Genomic DNA, 15,681 nt, shown 5'->3' with positions numbered 1-15,681 from the left:
GAACAAGGTTCTCCCAAACGGCCGATGGCTGGCCTGATGACATACAGTGAGATAGACCACGCAGTGGGCGAATTTGCCAACGGTGGCTTAAGAAATTTCGCGCCTGAACGGCGGCAAGGCATTCAAGATGGCCTTGCCATAGCGCTGGGTGACCAGGCGGCGATCAAGCAAGGTGATGGTGCCCCGGTCCTGCTCGGTGCGCAGCAAGCGCCCGCAGGCCTGCACCAGTTTCAGGGAAGCATCGGGCACCGAGATTTCCATGAACGGGTTGCCGCCCCGGGCTTCGATCCATTCGGCCAGCGCGGCTTCGACCGGGTCGTCCGGCACCGAGAACGGGATCTTGGCGATGACCACGTGTTCGCAATAGGCGCCGGGCAGGTCTACGCCCTCGGCAAAGCTCGCCAGGCCGAACAACACGCTGGAATCACCGCCATCGACCCGCGCCTTGTGCTTGTTCAAGGTTTCCTGCTTGGACAGGTTGCCCTGGATAAACACCTGTTTACGCCAGTCGCGATCAAGGCCGTCAAACACGTCCTGCATCTGCTTGCGCGACGAAAACAGCACCAGGGTGCCCCGCGAGCCTTCCACCAATCCGGGCAGGTCGCGGATGATCGCCGCAGTGTGCGCCGGCGCGTCCCTTGGGTCGGCCTTGAGGTCGGGCACCCGCAGCACGCCGGCGTCGGCGTGGTGGAACGGGCTCGGCACCACCGCAGTGACAGCCTTTTTCGGCAGGCCGGCGCGCATGCGGAAGCGGTCGAAGGTGCCAAGGGCGGTCAGCGTGGCCGACGTCACCAGGCAGCCGTAGGCCACGTTCCACAGGTTGCGGCGCAGCATTTCGGCGGCCAGGATCGGGCTGGCATTGACCTCGATATCGAACAGCGCACCGCTTTCCGACAAGGTCAGCCAACGCGCCATGGGCGGGTTGTCTTCCGGGTCTTCGACGGTAAAGGCGGTCCACAACTCCCAGTTGCCCTGGGCGCGGGACAGCAGGCTACCGAACAGCGGGTACCACTCTTCGGCCTGGTTGCTGGCGATGCCGATATTGACCTCGCCATCCATGCCTTCCTTGAGCAAGTCCGTAAGACGGGTGAACAGGTCGGTCAGGCGTGAAAAGCCTTTCTTCAGTTCAATGCCCATTTCACGCATATGCTCGGGAATCATCCCGCCAACAAACCGGTGACGCGGCCGCTCACGGCCTTCCACGTCTTCGCCGGGCTTGAAGTCGGCCACCTGCTCGCAGGCGCTGAACATGAACTGCTGCTGGGTCTTGATCTCCCGCGCCAGCTCGGGCACCTGTTCGATCAGCTTGCCCAGGTCACCGGGCAGCGGATGCTGGGCGAGCAGCTTGGTGAGGTTCTTGGCGGTGGTTTCCAGCCAGTCGGCGGTAGAGCGCAGGCGCGTGTAATGGGCAAAGTGGCCGATGGCCTTGTCCGGCAGGTGATGGCCTTCGTCGAACACGTACAGGGTGTCGCGCGGGTCCGGCAGTACGGCGCCGCCGCCCAGGGCCAGGTCGGCCAGCACCATGTCGTGGTTGGTGACGATCACATCAACCTTGCCCATGCCTTCGCGGGCCTTGTAGAAGGCGCACTGGCCGAAGTTGGGGCAATGACGGTTGGTGCACTGGCTGTGGTCGGTGGTCAGGCGCGCCCAGTCGGAATCTTCCAGGGCGGTGGGCCAGCTGTCGCGATCACCGTCCCATTTATTGCCCGCGAGTTTCTCGATCATGCTGGTGAACAGCTTCTGGCTGGCCTCATCGACCTCGATCTTGAAGCCTTCTTCTTCGAACAGCGAGGCCGTGGCGGTCTGCGCGTGGCCTTCCTGCAGCAACACATCGAGCTTGGACAGGCACATGTAGCGGCCACGCCCCTTGGCGAGGGCAAAGGTAAAACTCAAGCCGCTATTGCGCATCAGGTCAGGCAGGTCTTTGTAGACAATCTGCTCCTGCAGTGCGACGGTCGCCGTGGCGATCACCAGGCGCTTGCCTGCGGCCTTGGCGGTGGGGATCGCAGCCAGGCTGTAGGCCACGGTCTTGCCGGTGCCGGTGCCGGCCTCGACGGCCACGACCGCCGGTTCGCCCGCACGGCGCCCCTCGTCGTCAGTGTCGATATCCCCGAGGACTTTCGCCACTTCGGCGATCATCAGGCGTTGGCCGTAGCGCGGTTTCAAGCTCTTGGCTTCGAGAAAACGCGTATAGGCGCCCTGGATCGTAGTTTTGAGTTCAGTGCTGATCATGGATAGTCGGGCGCAAAAAACGCTGGATAAATTTTCAGTGGTTCGGATCGGCCGCTATCATACCCCGCTAATTAATCCCGCGCAGAACGGAGTACCACAATGACCGCGTTTAGCCTCGCTTACACCCTGCATGTATTGGCCGCCCTGATCTGGGTCGGCGGTATGTTTTTCGCCTGGATGATCCTGCGCCCCGCCGCCATGGCGGCCCTTGAGGGCCCTGCCCGGCTGAAGCTGTGGGCAAATGTGTTTCAACGTTTTTTTGTATGGGTGTGGGTGGCGGTGCTGATTTTGCCGATCAGCGGCGTCGGCCTGCTGCACCTGCGCTTCAACGGCTTTGAAACCGCACCGCGTTACGTACAGGTGATGATGGGCTTGTACCTGGTGATGACGGCGCTGTTTATTCGCATCCAGGCTTTGAAGTTTCCGGCGTTGAAGGCGGCGGTAGCGGCTGAGGATTGGGCGGCAGGCGCGGCTGCATTGGGGCAGATTCGCAAACTGGTGGGCGTTAACTTGATTGTGGGGCTGGTGGTGGTGGCGATTGCTTCGGCTCGGCCGATGTTCTGAATAGACCTGTAGTCCGCTATCGGGGGCAAGCCCCCTCCCACCTTTGGAATGGGTTTCCAAGGTGGGAGGGGCGGTGCGACGACTGGGCTTGTTCCCGATAGCGGGCTAACGGGCGACTCAGAGCCGCTGAATGGTCACAGATCCCGCAGGCCCAGCCGGCCCCGGCTGCCCTTCCAACCCAGGCCGGCCTTTGTCGCCGCCATCGGCGCGGTACACCAGGCAGCCCTTGGACTGCCCGCCCTTGCCAGGTTTGCCCGCTACACCGGCCAAACCACCGGCGCCGCCGTCCACCAAGACCTTGATCTTGTCGCCAGGGAAATCCTGAGGCAGCTCAATACGCACCGCCGCCCCCGACGCCCCCGGCAACCCATCGCCGCCGTTATCGCCATTGAACCCGCGCCCGGCTGAACCCCAGGTGCAACCCGGGTCGACGCCATTGGCGCCATCCAGCCCCGCATACCCTTGGGCACCGGCGCCACCACGGGCATCCACCGACAGTTCTTCGGCCGTCAGCGAATCAATGCGCAAGGTCAGGTCACGCCCGGCTTTGGCCGGTTTTTCATGAGTGCCGGGTGCGCCTCGGGAGGTGATCTGGCTGCCGTGCTCCAGTTGCGCCTGGCGCACCTGCAACTGCAGCGCGGTATTGCCAGGAACAATGGCGATGCGCGCGTCACGCCCCAGATGCAGTTCTTCCACCGCGATCTGACTGATGGTGGCCGGAATCAGCAGGGTGCCGTAGTCCGCCACGTCCAGGCGCTCCAGTTGCAACACGCTGGTGCTGCTGGGCAGGCGCATCAACGAGTTGGTTTCGACGCTGACACTCTGGGCCAGGGCAATGGGGCTGACCAACAGGGCCAGCAGAAAAACCTTACGCATCATGGGGCTCCCGAGTGTTTTCAAATTTTTCTTTGGACGCACAGTAACGACTTCTACAGGCGCTTTGCCAGTGAAGGATCAAAAAACTTCGCAACGCCAGCGGTATTGCCCTGATGCTCTAGGCCCGCACGCCCAGGCGCGCTAGTCTCTACGGTCCTGATGTGAGGATCTGCGATGATCGCTGGAATTTCTGCCCGTACGCCCCAGCAAGCGTTGGCTGCGCTGCTGGACCTGCACGCTCCCAAACGCCTGCTGCTGTTGGGCGCCAGCCACTTCCCGGCACTGGATGCGTTTAAAACGGCGCACCCCGATGTGCTCGTCAGTGTTGCGCAACCCGGACCACTGCCTGCCGACCTGGCGGCGCAGCGTTTTGACCTGGCGCTGGTGGTCGATTGCCTTGAACACCTGCCCAAACCCCAGGGTCTGAGGTTATTGGGTGGTATCCGTAACCTCAATGCCAGTCGCATCGCGGTGCTGGTGGACATGGATGCCTGCGCCTGGAAGGACACCGACTTTTTCTCCCTGGCGTTGCAAGCCGGTGAGCGTTTCCAGCGTGATGAGCAGGTGCTGACGCTGTTTACCTACGATCTGCTTGACTATAAACAAGTGCCGGACTGGCTCAACGCCCGCTTCTGGGCCAATCCGGAAAATTTTGGAAAGTATTGGTGGTAACACGATGAGTACATCCATTTGCCCCTGCGGCAGTGGCAATCTGCTGGACGCCTGCTGCGGCCATTACCACGCCGGCCACCCGGCGCCCTCTGCCGAGGCGCTGATGCGTTCGCGTTACAGCGCCTACGTGTTGGGCCTGGTGGACTATCTGGTGAGCACCACCCTGCCGGCGCAACAAGCGGGCCTCGACCGCAACGCGATTGCCGCCTGGAGCGCTCAAAGCACCTGGCTCGGCCTTGAGGTGGAAAGCTCAGAGGTGTTCGGTGGCCAGCCGGAGCACGCCTTCGTCACCTTTACGGCGCGCTGGCACGACAGTGCTGGTGAACACAGCCACCGTGAACGCTCTTCTTTCGTACAGAACGAGGGGCACTGGTACTTCATCGATCCGACGGTGGAGGTGAAGGCCGGGCGTAATGATGTATGTTTGTGTGGCAGCGGACAGAAATTCAAGAAGTGCTGCTCCAGCTACTTTTAACGACCTGACAGGGATAACGCCAATGCTCCGCACCTTCAGCTTGATGCTGGCGTTAACCCTGGGCCTGACCGGCTGCGCCTCGTGGTTCGAAGACGATTCGCCGCCGCCCCACGTCTCCCTGGTGAATGTCGAAGTGGTGCGGGCCAAGCTGCTGGAGCAGAAGTTCAAGCTCTACTTTCGCGTGGACAACCGCGACGACGCTGACCTGACCGTGCGTGGCCTGATCTACAAGGTCACCCTTGGCGATCTGGTGCTGACCGAAGGTGAGTCCAACGAATGGCTGACCGTGCCGCCGCGCAGTCATAAATTCTTCCGGGTGTCGGTGCGCACCAACCTGTGGCCACGCATACGCGATGTAGTGCAGATGCTGAAGAATCCCGACCGCCCCGTGCCCTATCGCCTGGAAGGCGAGCTGAAAACCGGATTATTCATCGGTAATGACGTGCAGGTGGCCCACAATGGCGAGATAATCCCCGGCGATTTTATTCCGGAGCGACATCGATGACTCAGCAACCCCATGTCCATGGTCCTGACTGCAACCACGATCATGCTCACGATCATGGTCACGATCACCATGATCACGACCACGGCCATGTCCACGGCCCGAACTGCGGCCACGCTCACCAGGAGCCGGTGCGCAACGCCTTGAAAGATGTTGGTCGCAACGACCCTTGCCCCTGCGGCAGCGAGAAAAAATTCAAGAAGTGCCACGGCGCTTAAGCTACCCAATATCCAATGTGGGAGGGGGCTTGCTCCCGATAGCGGTCATCCAGTCGATGCCTATGTCGACTGACACACCGCTATCGGGAGCAAGCCCCCTCCCACATTGATTTGCACATAAGCCTGAGTACTCACGTAATTACAAAACTCCCGCTTGCGTCGTTTCGCCGCGCTCACTAACGTAGCGCCTTTAATGACGCTACCCCCCCGCAGGAGCTTTGCCATGGCCTCGCCAGCCCTTATACATTTTCTTCCCCGGTTCGGCGTTGCCGCGGCAGTGGCCAGTGCGTTAAGCCTGGCCGGTTGCCAGCTCCAGAGCACCCAGGACACCCTGCCCCCCATGGCCGGCGTACAGCCGATCAAGGGCCTGGCGCAAAACGTGTCGATACGCCGCAACGCCCAAGGCATGCCGCTGATTGAAAGCAACACCTTCCACGACGCGCTGTTCAGCCTGGGTTATGTGCACGCCAGCGACCGGATCACCCAGATGGTCACCCTGCGGCTGCTGGCCCAGGGCCGTCTGGCGGAAATGTCCGGCCCTGAGGTACTCGATGTCGACCGTTTCATGCGCGCGGTCAACCTTAAAAAGAGCGCCGGCGAGCTGTACAACGCCTCATCGCCACGGCTCAAGCGGTTCTTTGAAGTCTACGCACGGGGCGTTAACGCCTACCTGTTCCGCTACCGCGACAAGCTGCCGACCGACCTGGCCCAGACCGGCTACAAGCCCGAGTACTGGAAACCGGAAGATTCGGCGCTGCTGTTCTGCCTGCTGAATTTCAGCGAGTCGAGCAACCTGCAGGAAGAAATCTCGTCGCTGGTGCTGGCGCAGAAAGTCGGTGTCGACAAGCTCGCCTGGCTTATCCCAAGCGCGCCGGACGAGGCCATCCCGCTGGCCGAAGCCGATAAGCTCAAGGGCGTGAACCTGAGCCAGATCACCGGCCTCGCCGGGTTGGACACGGTCAGCCAGCAACTCAACAGCCTCAATGCCCTGGGCGTGACCACGTCCAGCAACTGGGCCATCGGGCCGCAACGCAGCCGCAGCGGCAAAAGCCTGCTGGCCAACGATCTCGCCGCCCAGCCGCAAGCGCCGTCACCTTGGAGCTATGTGCAGATCCGTGCCCCGAAATATCAGGCGGCCGGCGCGTCGATTGCCGGCCTGCCGACCCTGCTGTCGGGCTTCAACGGCAAGGTCGCGTGGAGCATGAGCGCGGTCAAGGGTGATACCCAAGACCTGTTCCTGGAGAAGGTCAAACGCCAGGGCAGCGCGTTGTACTACGAGAACAACGGAAAATGGCTACCGGCCGGTGTGCGTAACGAGACCTTCTTCGTCAAAGGCCAACGCTCGATTCGCGACGTGGTGTACGAAACCCGCCACGGCGCCTTGCTCAACAGCAGCCAGGCCCTCACCAGCGGTTATGGCCTGGCCCTGCAAACCGCCGATTTGAAGGACGACAAGAGCCTGGATGCGTTCTTCGACCTGTCCCGCGCGCAAAACGCCGGCAAGGCCTCGGACGCCACCCGCGAAATTCGCGCCATTGCGTTGAACATGATCTTCGCCGACGCCAGCAATATCGGCTGGCAAGTCACCGGCCGCTTCCCCAACCGCCGCGAAGGCGAAGGCCTGCTGCCCTCGCCGGGCTGGGATACGCGCTTTGACTGGGACGGTTACGCCGACGCCATGCTGCATCCCTATGACCAGGACCCGGCGCAAGGCTGGATCGGCACCGCCAACCAGCGCACCGCCCCGCGTGGCTATGGCATGCAGTTGTCCAATTCCTGGGATGCGCCGGAGCGCAGCGAGCGCCTGGCGCAACTGGCCAATGCTGGCAAGCATGACAGCCGCAGTCTGATCGCCATGCAATACGACCAGACCACCCTCTTTGCCGCCAAACTCAAAGGCATGTTCCAGGCGCCGGGCATGGCTCAGCCGCTGAAACAGGCAATCGATGCGCTGCCTGCCGCCGAACAGGCCAAGGCACGCGAAGCACTGGGCCGTCTGATGGCCTTCGATGGTCGCCTTGCGCCAACGTCCGCCGACGCGGCGCTCTACGAGCTGTTCCTGCAAGAGAGCGCCAGACAGATCTTCCTCGACAAACTCGGTCCGGAACAGAGCGCCAGCTGGAAAGCCTTTGTAAGCAACGCCAGCCTGTCCTACTCAGCCACCGCAGACCATTTGCTGGGCCGTGAAGACAGCCCGCTGTGGGATGACATGCGCACGCCGCACAAAGAAGACAAGCCGGCGATCCTCGCACGCACCCTGGCCGCCACGATCAGCACCGGCGACAGCCTGCTGGGCGCTGATCACAAGGCCTGGCAATGGGGCAAGCTGCACACCACCACCTGGAAAAACACCAGCGGCCAGGTGATCCGTGGCCCGTTGGCCAGTGGTGGCGACCACAACACCCTGAACCCGGCACCGTACCGCTGGGGGCAGGACTTCAATGCGGCCCAGACGTCGTCGTTGCGCATGATTGTCGACTTCGGCCAGCCGGAACCGATGATGGGCCAGGGCGGCACCGGCCAGTCCGGCAACCCGGCCAGCCCCAACTATGCCAACGGCATCGACCCGTCGCTCAAGGCGCAATACCTGAGTTTCCCGATGCAGCCGCAGAACTTTGACAAGGTGTATGGCAAGACCAGGTTGACCCTGACACCCGGCAAGTAACCCGGCGCTCTGATCGTTCCCACGCTCTGCGTGGGAATGCCTTTTGCGACGCTCCGCGTCGCGCGAACCGAGCCGAGTTTCAGCTACCGTGCACAGGTGACGCAGAGCGTCACGGGTTGCATTCCCACGCGGGAGCGTGGGAGCGATCCTTGATAGCAGTAATTCAGTCAATGAATGTGTTGCCTGTCACACCGCCATCGGGAGCAAGCCCCCTCCCACATTTGGACCCCATGCATTCAGATAGAACTTCTCTCACCGTCATATCCTCCTAAATGATAAGCCCACCTCCTCGGTCACCCCATGGACCTTGTCATTGCCCGACCCGAAGGCCTCTATTGTCCCGCCGGGGATTTCTACATCGACCCCTGGCGCCCGGTGGAACGCTCCGTCATCACCCATGCCCACGGCGACCACGCCCGCACCGGCAATCAACATTACCTGGCCGCCGCCCCCGGCGAAGGCATCCTGCGTTCGCGCCTGGGCCAGGACATCAACCTGCAAACCCTGGCCTACGGCGAACAGTTGGTGCACCACGGTGTGACCTTGAGTTTTCATCCGGCCGGGCATGTGTTGGGCTCGGCCCAGGTGCGCCTGGAATACCAGGGCGAAGTCTGGGTCGCGTCCGGCGACTACAAGGTCGAGCCCGATGGCACGTGCGCGCCGTTCGAACCGGTGCGCTGCCACACCTTCATTACCGAATCCACCTTTGGCCTGCCGATCTACCGCTGGCAGCCGCAGGCGCAGATTTTTGCCGGCATTAATGACTGGTGGCAGGCCAATATCGCTGCCGGCAAAGCCAGCGTGCTGTTCTGCTATTCCTTCGGCAAGGCCCAGCGCATTCTGCATGGCATCGATGCCAGCATCGGTCCGATCCTCAGCCATGGCGCCGTCGAGCCGCTGAACCGGGTATACCGCGAGGCCGGGGTGTACATTCCGGAAACGCTATACGCCGGCGACTTCAAAAAAAACGACCCGCTGCTGCGCCAGGCCTTGATCATCGCCCCGCCCTCCACCAGCGGCAGCACTTGGATACGCCGTTTTGGCGATTACAGCGACGCGTTCGCCAGCGGCTGGATGCGCCTGCGCGGGACTCGGCGACGGCGCGGGGTGGACCGTGGCTTTGTGCTGTCGGACCACGCCGATTGGCCCGGACTGTTGTGGGCCATCGAACAGACCGGCGCCGAACGGGTGATGGTCACCCACGGCTCGGTCGGCGTACTGGTGCGCCATCTGCGCGAAAAAGGCCTGGATGCCCAGGGTTTCAGCACCGAATATGGCGATGACGAAGAGGAGGCCAGCGCATGAAAGCCTTCGCCGAGCTGTACGCCAACCTCGACGCGACGACCTCCAGCAACGCCAAGCTCGCGGCGCTGCAAGACTATTTTCAGCAGGCCCCGCCGCAGGATGCGGCATGGGCGGTGTACTTCCTCTCCGGCGGGCGGCCGCGGCAACTGGTACCGACCCGTCTGCTGAGGGATATGGCGACGCAAGCGGCGAGCATCGAGCCGTGGTTGTTCGAAGAGAGTTACCAGTCCGTCGGCGACCTGGCCGAGACGATTTCCCTGCTGCTACCCGAATCGACCTACACCTCCGAAGACGGCCTGGCAGTGTGGCTGGAAGAAAAGCTGCTGCCGCTGCGTGGCCTTGCGCCTGCTGAACTGGCCGAACGCCTGCCTGCGTTGTGGGCGCAGCTGGATCAACCGAGCCTGATGGTGTGCATCAAGTTGATCACCGGCAGCTTTCGCGTGGGCGTGTCCAAGCTGCTGGTGACCCGCGCGCTTGCCGCTATGGCCGGGCTCGACAGCAAGCGCGTGGCGCAACGGCTGGTGGGCTACACCGACTTGTCCAATCGCCCTACGCCTGCGGGCTACCTCAAGCTGATCGCTGCCGAATCGTCCGACGAACATGCGCAACGTGGCGGTCAGCCCTATCCGTTTTTTCTCGCCCACGGCTTGGCGCAACCAGTGGAGCAGTTCGATGCCCTGCTCGGCTCCCCCGCCGACTGGCAGGTGGAATGGAAGTTTGATGGCATTCGCGCGCAACTGGTCAAGCGTGAGGGACGCCTGTGGGTGTGGTCGCGCGGTGAAGAACTGGTGACTGAGCGTTTCCCCGAGCTGCACAGCCTGGTCAGTGGCTTGCCGGATGGCACGGTGATCGACGGTGAGATCGTGGTCTGGAAGGACGCGGTGCAACCCTTCGCCCTGCTGCAGCAGCGCATCGGCCGCAAAACTTTGAGTAAAAAGGTGCTGGAGGATGCGCCGGTGGCGGTGCTTGCCTACGATCTGCTGGAGTACCAGGGAGACGACTGGCGCAACCACACCCTGGCTGAACGGCGTGCGCAGCTCGAAAGCGTGATCGCAGCGTGTAACCAACCGGTGCTATTGCCCTCGCCGCTGCTTGAGGGGCCAACCTGGCAAGCGTTGGCCGAGCAGCGCGAAGCCTCCCGCAGCCAGGGTGTGGAAGGCATGATGCTCAAGGATCGCAAAGGCCTCTACGGCGTGGGCCGCACCAAGGATATGGGCCTGTGGTGGAAGTGGAAGGTCGACCCGTTCAGCGTCGACGCGGTGTTGATCTACGCTCAGCGCGGTCACGGTCGGCGCGCCAGCCTGTACAGCGATTACACGTTCGCGGTGTGGGACGGCCCGCCGGGCAGCGAGCGCACCCTGGTGCCGTTCGCCAAGGCGTATTCCGGGCTGACTGACGAAGAAATGCGCAAGGTCGACGCGATCGTGCGCAAAACCACGGTGGAAAAATTCGGCCCGGTCAGCAGCGTTACGCCGAGCATGGTGTTTGAGTTGGGTTTCGAAGGCATCGCCCTGTCCAAGCGGCATAAAAGCGGGATTGCGGTGCGGTTCCCACGGATGTTGCGTTGGCGCCAGGACAAACCGGTGGAGGAAGCCGACAATCTCGCCACGCTGCAGGACTTACTGGCCTGACACAGTTCAAATGTGGGAGGGGGCTTGCTCCCGATGGCGGTGTGTCAGTCACAGCATTTGTGTCTGATCCACTGCCATCGGGGGCAAGCCCCCTCCCACATTTGGATTTCCGTTCGATCCTAAATGGTGCACTACTCTATCAGTGCCCACTAATGGGCATTTCCTACGCTCAGAAATCCCTCATCCCACCTTTTAAAACGATCATTCGGAACTATGGTGCAGAAATTGCTACTTGGGATCCGTCTGACACCGTTCAGTAACAGTCCTAAATGCGCCACAAGCGCTTATCTTGGTTTCCAGGGAATACATAATGAAAAAAGCATTGCTGACCCTTTCTGCACTGGCTCTGTGCATGGCTGCAGGTGTTGCAACCGCCAAGGAATACAAGGAATTGCGTTTCGGTGTCGATCCCTCCTACGCGCCGTTCGAATCCAAAGCCGCCGACGGCAGCCTGGTGGGCTTCGACATCGACCTGGGCAATGCCATCTGTGCAGAGCTGAAGGTCAAGTGCAAATGGGTTGAAAGCGATTTCGACGGCATGATTCCGGGCCTGAAAGCCAACAAGTTCGACGGTGTGATTTCGTCCATGACCGTGACCCCGGTGCGTGAGAAGGCGATCGACTTCTCCAACGAGCTGTTCTCGGGGCCTACCTCGCTGGTGTTCAAGAAAGGCGCCGGGTACTCGACGCCTGAGTCGCTCAAGGGCAAATCCGTGGGCTACGAGCAGGGCACCATCCAGGAAGCCTACGCCAAGGCTGTGCTGGACAAGGCCGGCGTGACCACCAAGGCCTACGCCAACCAGGATCAGGTGTATGCGGACCTGACGTCCGGCCGTCTCGATGCCTCCGTGCAGGATATGCTGCAGGCTGAACTGGGTTTTCTGAAGTCCCCAGCCGGTGCTGGATACGAAGTCAGCGCAGCAATCGATGACCCGCTGCTGCCGTCGAAAACCGCGATCGGTATCAAAAAAGGTAACACTGAGCTCAAGGCTCTTTTGGATAAAGGTATCAAAGCGTTACACGATGATGGCACCTACGCCACTATTCAGAAGAAGCACTTTGGCGATCTGAACCTGTACAGCGGCAAATAATGCCTGGGGCGCCCCTTTTTTGAAGGGGCGCTTTTTTATCGCCATAGGTCCTGATTTATGTTCGAAGATCTGTTGCAAACCCTCGGGCTGAGCGCGTTCAGCTTGAAGGGTTTCGGCCCGCTGTTGCTGCAAGGCACCTGGATGACCCTTAAATTGTCGGTGCTGTCCCTGGCCGTCAGCGTGTTGCTGGGCCTGCTCGGCGCCAGCGCGAAACTGTCCAGCCTGCCGTTCCTGCGTATCCCCGCCCAGCTCTACACCACCTTGATTCGCGGCGTACCCGACCTGGTGTTGATGCTATTGATTTTCTACAGCCTGCAAACCTGGCTGACCGGCCTGACCGACGTTATGGAATGGGAGTACATCGAGATCGACCCATTCAGCGCCGGGGTCATCACCCTGGGCTTTATCTACGGTGCCTATTTCACCGAGACTTTTCGCGGCGCGATTCTCGCGGTGCCCCGTGGCCAGCTGGAAGCCGCCACCGCCTATGGGCTCAAGCGCGGGCAACGGTTTCGCTACGTGACCTTCCCGCAGATGATGCGCTTTGCCCTGCCGGGCATCGGCAATAACTGGATGGTGATGCTCAAGGCCACCGCCCTGGTGTCGATCATCGGCCTGGCCGACCTGGTGAAAGCCGCCCAGGATGCCGGCAAGAGCACCTACCAACTGTTCTACTTCCTGGTACTCGCCGCGCTGATCTACCTGTTGATCACCAGCGCGTCCAACTTCGTCCTGCGTCGTCTTGAACGGCGCTACGCCGCAGGCTCACGGGAGGCCGTGCGATGATCGAGCTTTTGCAGGAATACTGGCGCCCCTTCCTTTATAGCGACGGCCAGCACATCACCGGCCTGGCCATGACTATGTGGCTGCTCAGCGCGGCACTGGTGATCGGGTTTGTGGTGTCGATTCCACTGTCTATCGCCCGGGTCTCGCGCAGGCGCCTGGTGCGCTGGCCGGTGCAGTTCTACACCTACCTGTTTCGCGGCACGCCGCTATATATTCAGTTGCTGATTTGCTACACCGGCATCTACAGCATCGCCGCCGTGCGTGCGCAACCGGTGCTCGATGCGTTCTTTCGCGATGCGATGAACTGCACGATCCTGGCCTTCGCCCTCAACACCTGCGCCTACACCACGGAAATTTTCGCCGGGGCGATCCGCAGCATGGCCCACGGCGAAGTCGAAGCGGCCAAGGCCTACGGGCTGAGCGGTTGGAAGTTGTATGCCTATGTGATCATGCCGTCGGCGCTGCGCCGTTCGTTGCCCTACTACAGCAACGAAGTGATCCTGATGCTGCATTCGACCACCGTGGCGTTCACCGCCACCATCCCGGACATCCTCAAAGTCGCCAGGGACGCCAACTCGGCCACCTTCATGACCTTCCAATCGTTCGGCATCGCCGCCTTGATCTACCTGGCCGTGACCTTCGCTCTGGTCGGCCTGTTCCGATTGGCCGAACGCCGCTGGCTGGCCTTCCTCGGGCCGAGCCATTAAGGAGCTTTCATGCGTCATCAGCAACATGACCTGATTGCGCCGGTGCCTGGCACGGCGCGGCAGATTCACAGTTTCCATTTCGGCCCGGAACAGGCCGACCGCAAGATTTACATCCAAGCGTCCCTGCATGCCGATGAACTGCCGGGCATGCTGGTGGCCTGGCACCTGAAGGCGCGCCTGGCCCAATTGGCCACCGCCGGGCGCTTGCGCAGCGAAATCGTCCTGGTGCCGGTCGCCAATCCGGTGGGGCTGGAACAGGTGCTGATGGACATCCCCCTGGGCCGCTACGAGCTGGAAAGCGGGCAGAATTTCAATCGCCTGTTCGTCGACCTCAGCGACGCAGTCGGTGATCAGGTTGAAGACTCGCTGAGCGATGACCCCCAGCACAACGCCCGATTGATCCGCACCGCGTTATCCGACGCCCTCGCCAGGCAAACCGCATCGACGCAATTGCAATCCCAGCGCCTGGTGCTGCAACGCCTGGCGTGCGATGCCGATATCGTGCTGGACCTGCATTGCGATTTCGAAGCCGTGGCGCACCTCTACACCACGCCTGAGGCCTGGCCACAGGTGGAGCCGTTGGCGCGGTACCTGGGCTCGGAGGCCAACCTGCTGGCCACCGACTCCGGCGGGCAGTCCTTTGATGAATGTTTCACCCTGGTGTGGTGGCAGTTGCGACAACGCTTCGGCGCGCGCTTCCCGATCCCCCTGGGCAGCTTTTCCGTGACCGTCGAGCTGCGCGGCCAAGGCGACGTCAACCACGGCCTGGCGGCCTTGGACTGCCAGGCGATCATCGATTACCTGATCCACTTCGGTGCGATTGAAGACGACGCGACGCCCCTGCCCGCGCTGCCCTACCCGGCCACGCCATTGGCGGGTGTGGAGCCGGTGACCACACCGGTGGGCGGCTTGCTGGTGTTCAGTGCCTTGCCGGGTGAATACCTGGAGGCCGGGCAACTGATCGCAGAAATCATCGACCCCATCACTGACCGCGTAACGCCCGTGCACTGCCAGCATGCCGGCCTGCTTTACGCCCGTTCGCTACGCCGCATGGCCACTGCCGGGATGGTGATCAGCCATGTCGCCGGCACTGAGGCCTACCGTAGCGGCTACTTACTTTCGCCTTGAGGATGCACGCCCCATGTACAAATTGACCGTTGAAGGCCTGCATAAAAGCTATGGCGACAATGAAGTGCTCAAAGGTGTCTCACTCAAGGCCAGGACCGGTGACGTGATCAGCCTGATCGGCGCCAGCGGCTCGGGCAAGAGCACCTTCCTGCGCTGCATCAACTTCCTGGAAACGCCCAACGACGGCGCCATGACCCTGGACGGACAAACCATCCGCATGGTCAGTGACCGCCACGGCATGCGCGTGGCCGACGATGCCGAGTTGCAGCGCTTGCGCACGCGACTGGCGATGGTCTTCCAGCACTTCAACCTGTGGAGCCACATGAGCGTGCTGGAAAACATCACGATGGCGCCGCGCCGGGTGCTGGGGTGCAGCAAGAAAGACGCCGAAGACCGCGCCCGGCGCTACCTGGACAAAGTCGGCCTGCCCGCGCGGGTGGCCGATCAATACCCGGCATTCCTGTCCGGCGGCCAGCAGCAACGAGTAGCGATTGCCCGCGCGTTGGCGATGGAGCCCGAGGTGATGCTGTTCGACGAACCCACCTCGGCATTGGACCCGGAGTTAGTCGGTGAAGTACTGAAGGTCATCCAGGGCCTGGCCGAAGAAGGCCGCACCATGATCATGGTGACCCACGAAATGAGCTTTGCGCGCAAGGTTTCCAGCCAGGTGCTGTTCCTGCACCAAGGCCGGGTGGAAGAGCAAGGTGCGCCGGCGGATGTGCTGGGCAATCCGAAGAGCGAGCGCCTGCAGCAGTTTTTGAGCGGCAACTTGAAGTAAACCTTTGTGACGCCTGGAGGGTCTGTGCAATAGAGCCTCCAGAGCGTCAGCT

15 protein-coding genes are annotated in these 15,681 nt (G+C 61.8%); 13 read left to right on the top strand and 2 right to left on the bottom strand.

Annotated elements, in window-relative coordinates; all coding sequences use genetic code 11:
- Window positions 1-87 precede the first annotated feature (87 nt).
- Window positions 88-2,232, bottom strand: a complete 2,145-nt coding sequence (gene dinG, locus C4J92_RS06680) for an ATP-dependent DNA helicase DinG (RefSeq protein WP_124361643.1) — start codon at window positions 2,230-2,232, stop codon at window positions 88-90.
- 99 nt (window positions 2,233-2,331) lie between these two features.
- On the opposite strand from dinG, the gene C4J92_RS06675 reads away from it, so the two are divergent.
- Window positions 2,332-2,796, top strand: a complete 465-nt coding sequence (locus C4J92_RS06675; RefSeq protein WP_124403325.1) for a CopD family protein — start codon at window positions 2,332-2,334, stop codon at window positions 2,794-2,796.
- 117 nt (window positions 2,797-2,913) lie between these two features.
- On the opposite strand, the gene C4J92_RS06670 is transcribed toward C4J92_RS06675, so the two are convergent.
- Complete coding sequence (locus C4J92_RS06670) at window positions 2,914-3,672, bottom strand: collagen-like protein (RefSeq protein WP_124403324.1); 759 nt, start codon at window positions 3,670-3,672, stop codon at window positions 2,914-2,916.
- Window positions 3,673-3,846: 174 nt separating this feature from the next.
- Between C4J92_RS06670 and C4J92_RS06665 the strand changes: the two genes are divergently transcribed.
- The 12 genes from C4J92_RS06665 (at window position 3,847) to C4J92_RS06610 (ending at window position 15,629) form a co-directional block, all read left to right on the top strand.
- Window positions 3,847-4,344 carry a DUF6231 family protein gene (locus C4J92_RS06665; protein WP_124369902.1) on the top strand — a complete coding sequence of 166 codons (498 nt, stop codon included), beginning with the start codon at window positions 3,847-3,849 and terminating at the stop codon, window positions 4,342-4,344.
- A 4-nt stretch (window positions 4,345-4,348) separates the two neighbouring features.
- The gene (locus C4J92_RS06660) at window positions 4,349-4,819 is read left to right on the top strand and encodes a YchJ family protein (protein ID WP_124361639.1); all 471 of its coding nucleotides are present in this window, start codon (window positions 4,349-4,351) and stop codon (window positions 4,817-4,819) included.
- 22 nt (window positions 4,820-4,841) lie between these two features.
- Entirely contained in the window at window positions 4,842-5,324 is a 483-nt protein-coding gene (locus C4J92_RS06655; RefSeq protein ID WP_124361638.1) for an LEA type 2 family protein, read from the top strand.
- Complete coding sequence (locus tag C4J92_RS06650) at window positions 5,321-5,539, top strand: SEC-C metal-binding domain-containing protein (RefSeq protein ID WP_124369900.1); 219 nt, start codon at window positions 5,321-5,323, stop codon at window positions 5,537-5,539. The genes C4J92_RS06655 and C4J92_RS06650 overlap by 4 nt, the downstream gene beginning before the upstream one ends.
- A 223-nt stretch (window positions 5,540-5,762) precedes the next feature.
- Window positions 5,763-8,204, top strand: a complete 2,442-nt coding sequence (locus C4J92_RS06645) for a penicillin acylase family protein (RefSeq protein WP_124403323.1) — start codon at window positions 5,763-5,765, stop codon at window positions 8,202-8,204.
- Between the two features lie 300 nt (window positions 8,205-8,504).
- Window positions 8,505-9,509, top strand: coding sequence for a ligase-associated DNA damage response exonuclease (locus C4J92_RS06640; RefSeq protein ID WP_124366136.1), 1,005 nt, complete (start codon window positions 8,505-8,507; stop codon window positions 9,507-9,509).
- Entirely contained in the window at window positions 9,506-11,140 is a 1,635-nt protein-coding gene (locus C4J92_RS06635; RefSeq protein WP_124403322.1) for an ATP-dependent DNA ligase, read from the top strand. The genes C4J92_RS06640 and C4J92_RS06635 overlap by 4 nt, the downstream gene beginning before the upstream one ends.
- 310 nt (window positions 11,141-11,450) lie before the next feature.
- Complete coding sequence (locus C4J92_RS06630; protein WP_057723170.1) at window positions 11,451-12,230, top strand: transporter substrate-binding domain-containing protein; 780 nt, start codon at window positions 11,451-11,453, stop codon at window positions 12,228-12,230.
- A gap of 57 nt (window positions 12,231-12,287) precedes the next feature.
- Window positions 12,288-13,016 (top strand): ABC transporter permease, encoded by a 729-nt coding sequence (locus tag C4J92_RS06625; protein WP_124369896.1) that lies wholly within the window; start codon window positions 12,288-12,290, stop codon window positions 13,014-13,016.
- Window positions 13,013-13,723: an ABC transporter permease gene (locus C4J92_RS06620; protein ID WP_124361632.1), complete on the top strand. Its 711-nt coding sequence runs from the start codon at window positions 13,013-13,015 to the stop codon at window positions 13,721-13,723. The genes C4J92_RS06625 and C4J92_RS06620 overlap by 4 nt, the downstream gene beginning before the upstream one ends.
- Before the next feature lie 9 nt (window positions 13,724-13,732).
- Window positions 13,733-14,851 (top strand): succinylglutamate desuccinylase/aspartoacylase family protein, encoded by a 1,119-nt coding sequence (locus C4J92_RS06615; RefSeq protein WP_124403321.1) that lies wholly within the window; start codon window positions 13,733-13,735, stop codon window positions 14,849-14,851.
- Window positions 14,852-14,864: 13 nt separating this feature from the next.
- Complete coding sequence (locus tag C4J92_RS06610) at window positions 14,865-15,629, top strand: ABC transporter ATP-binding protein (RefSeq protein ID WP_065951958.1); 765 nt, start codon at window positions 14,865-14,867, stop codon at window positions 15,627-15,629.
- Window positions 15,630-15,681 lie beyond the last annotated feature (52 nt).

Source organism: Pseudomonas sp. R3-18-08 (genome assembly GCF_003852065.1).
Classification (GTDB): domain Bacteria; phylum Pseudomonadota; class Gammaproteobacteria; order Pseudomonadales; family Pseudomonadaceae; genus Aquipseudomonas.
This window is presented reverse-complemented; position numbering and strand designations above follow the sequence as displayed.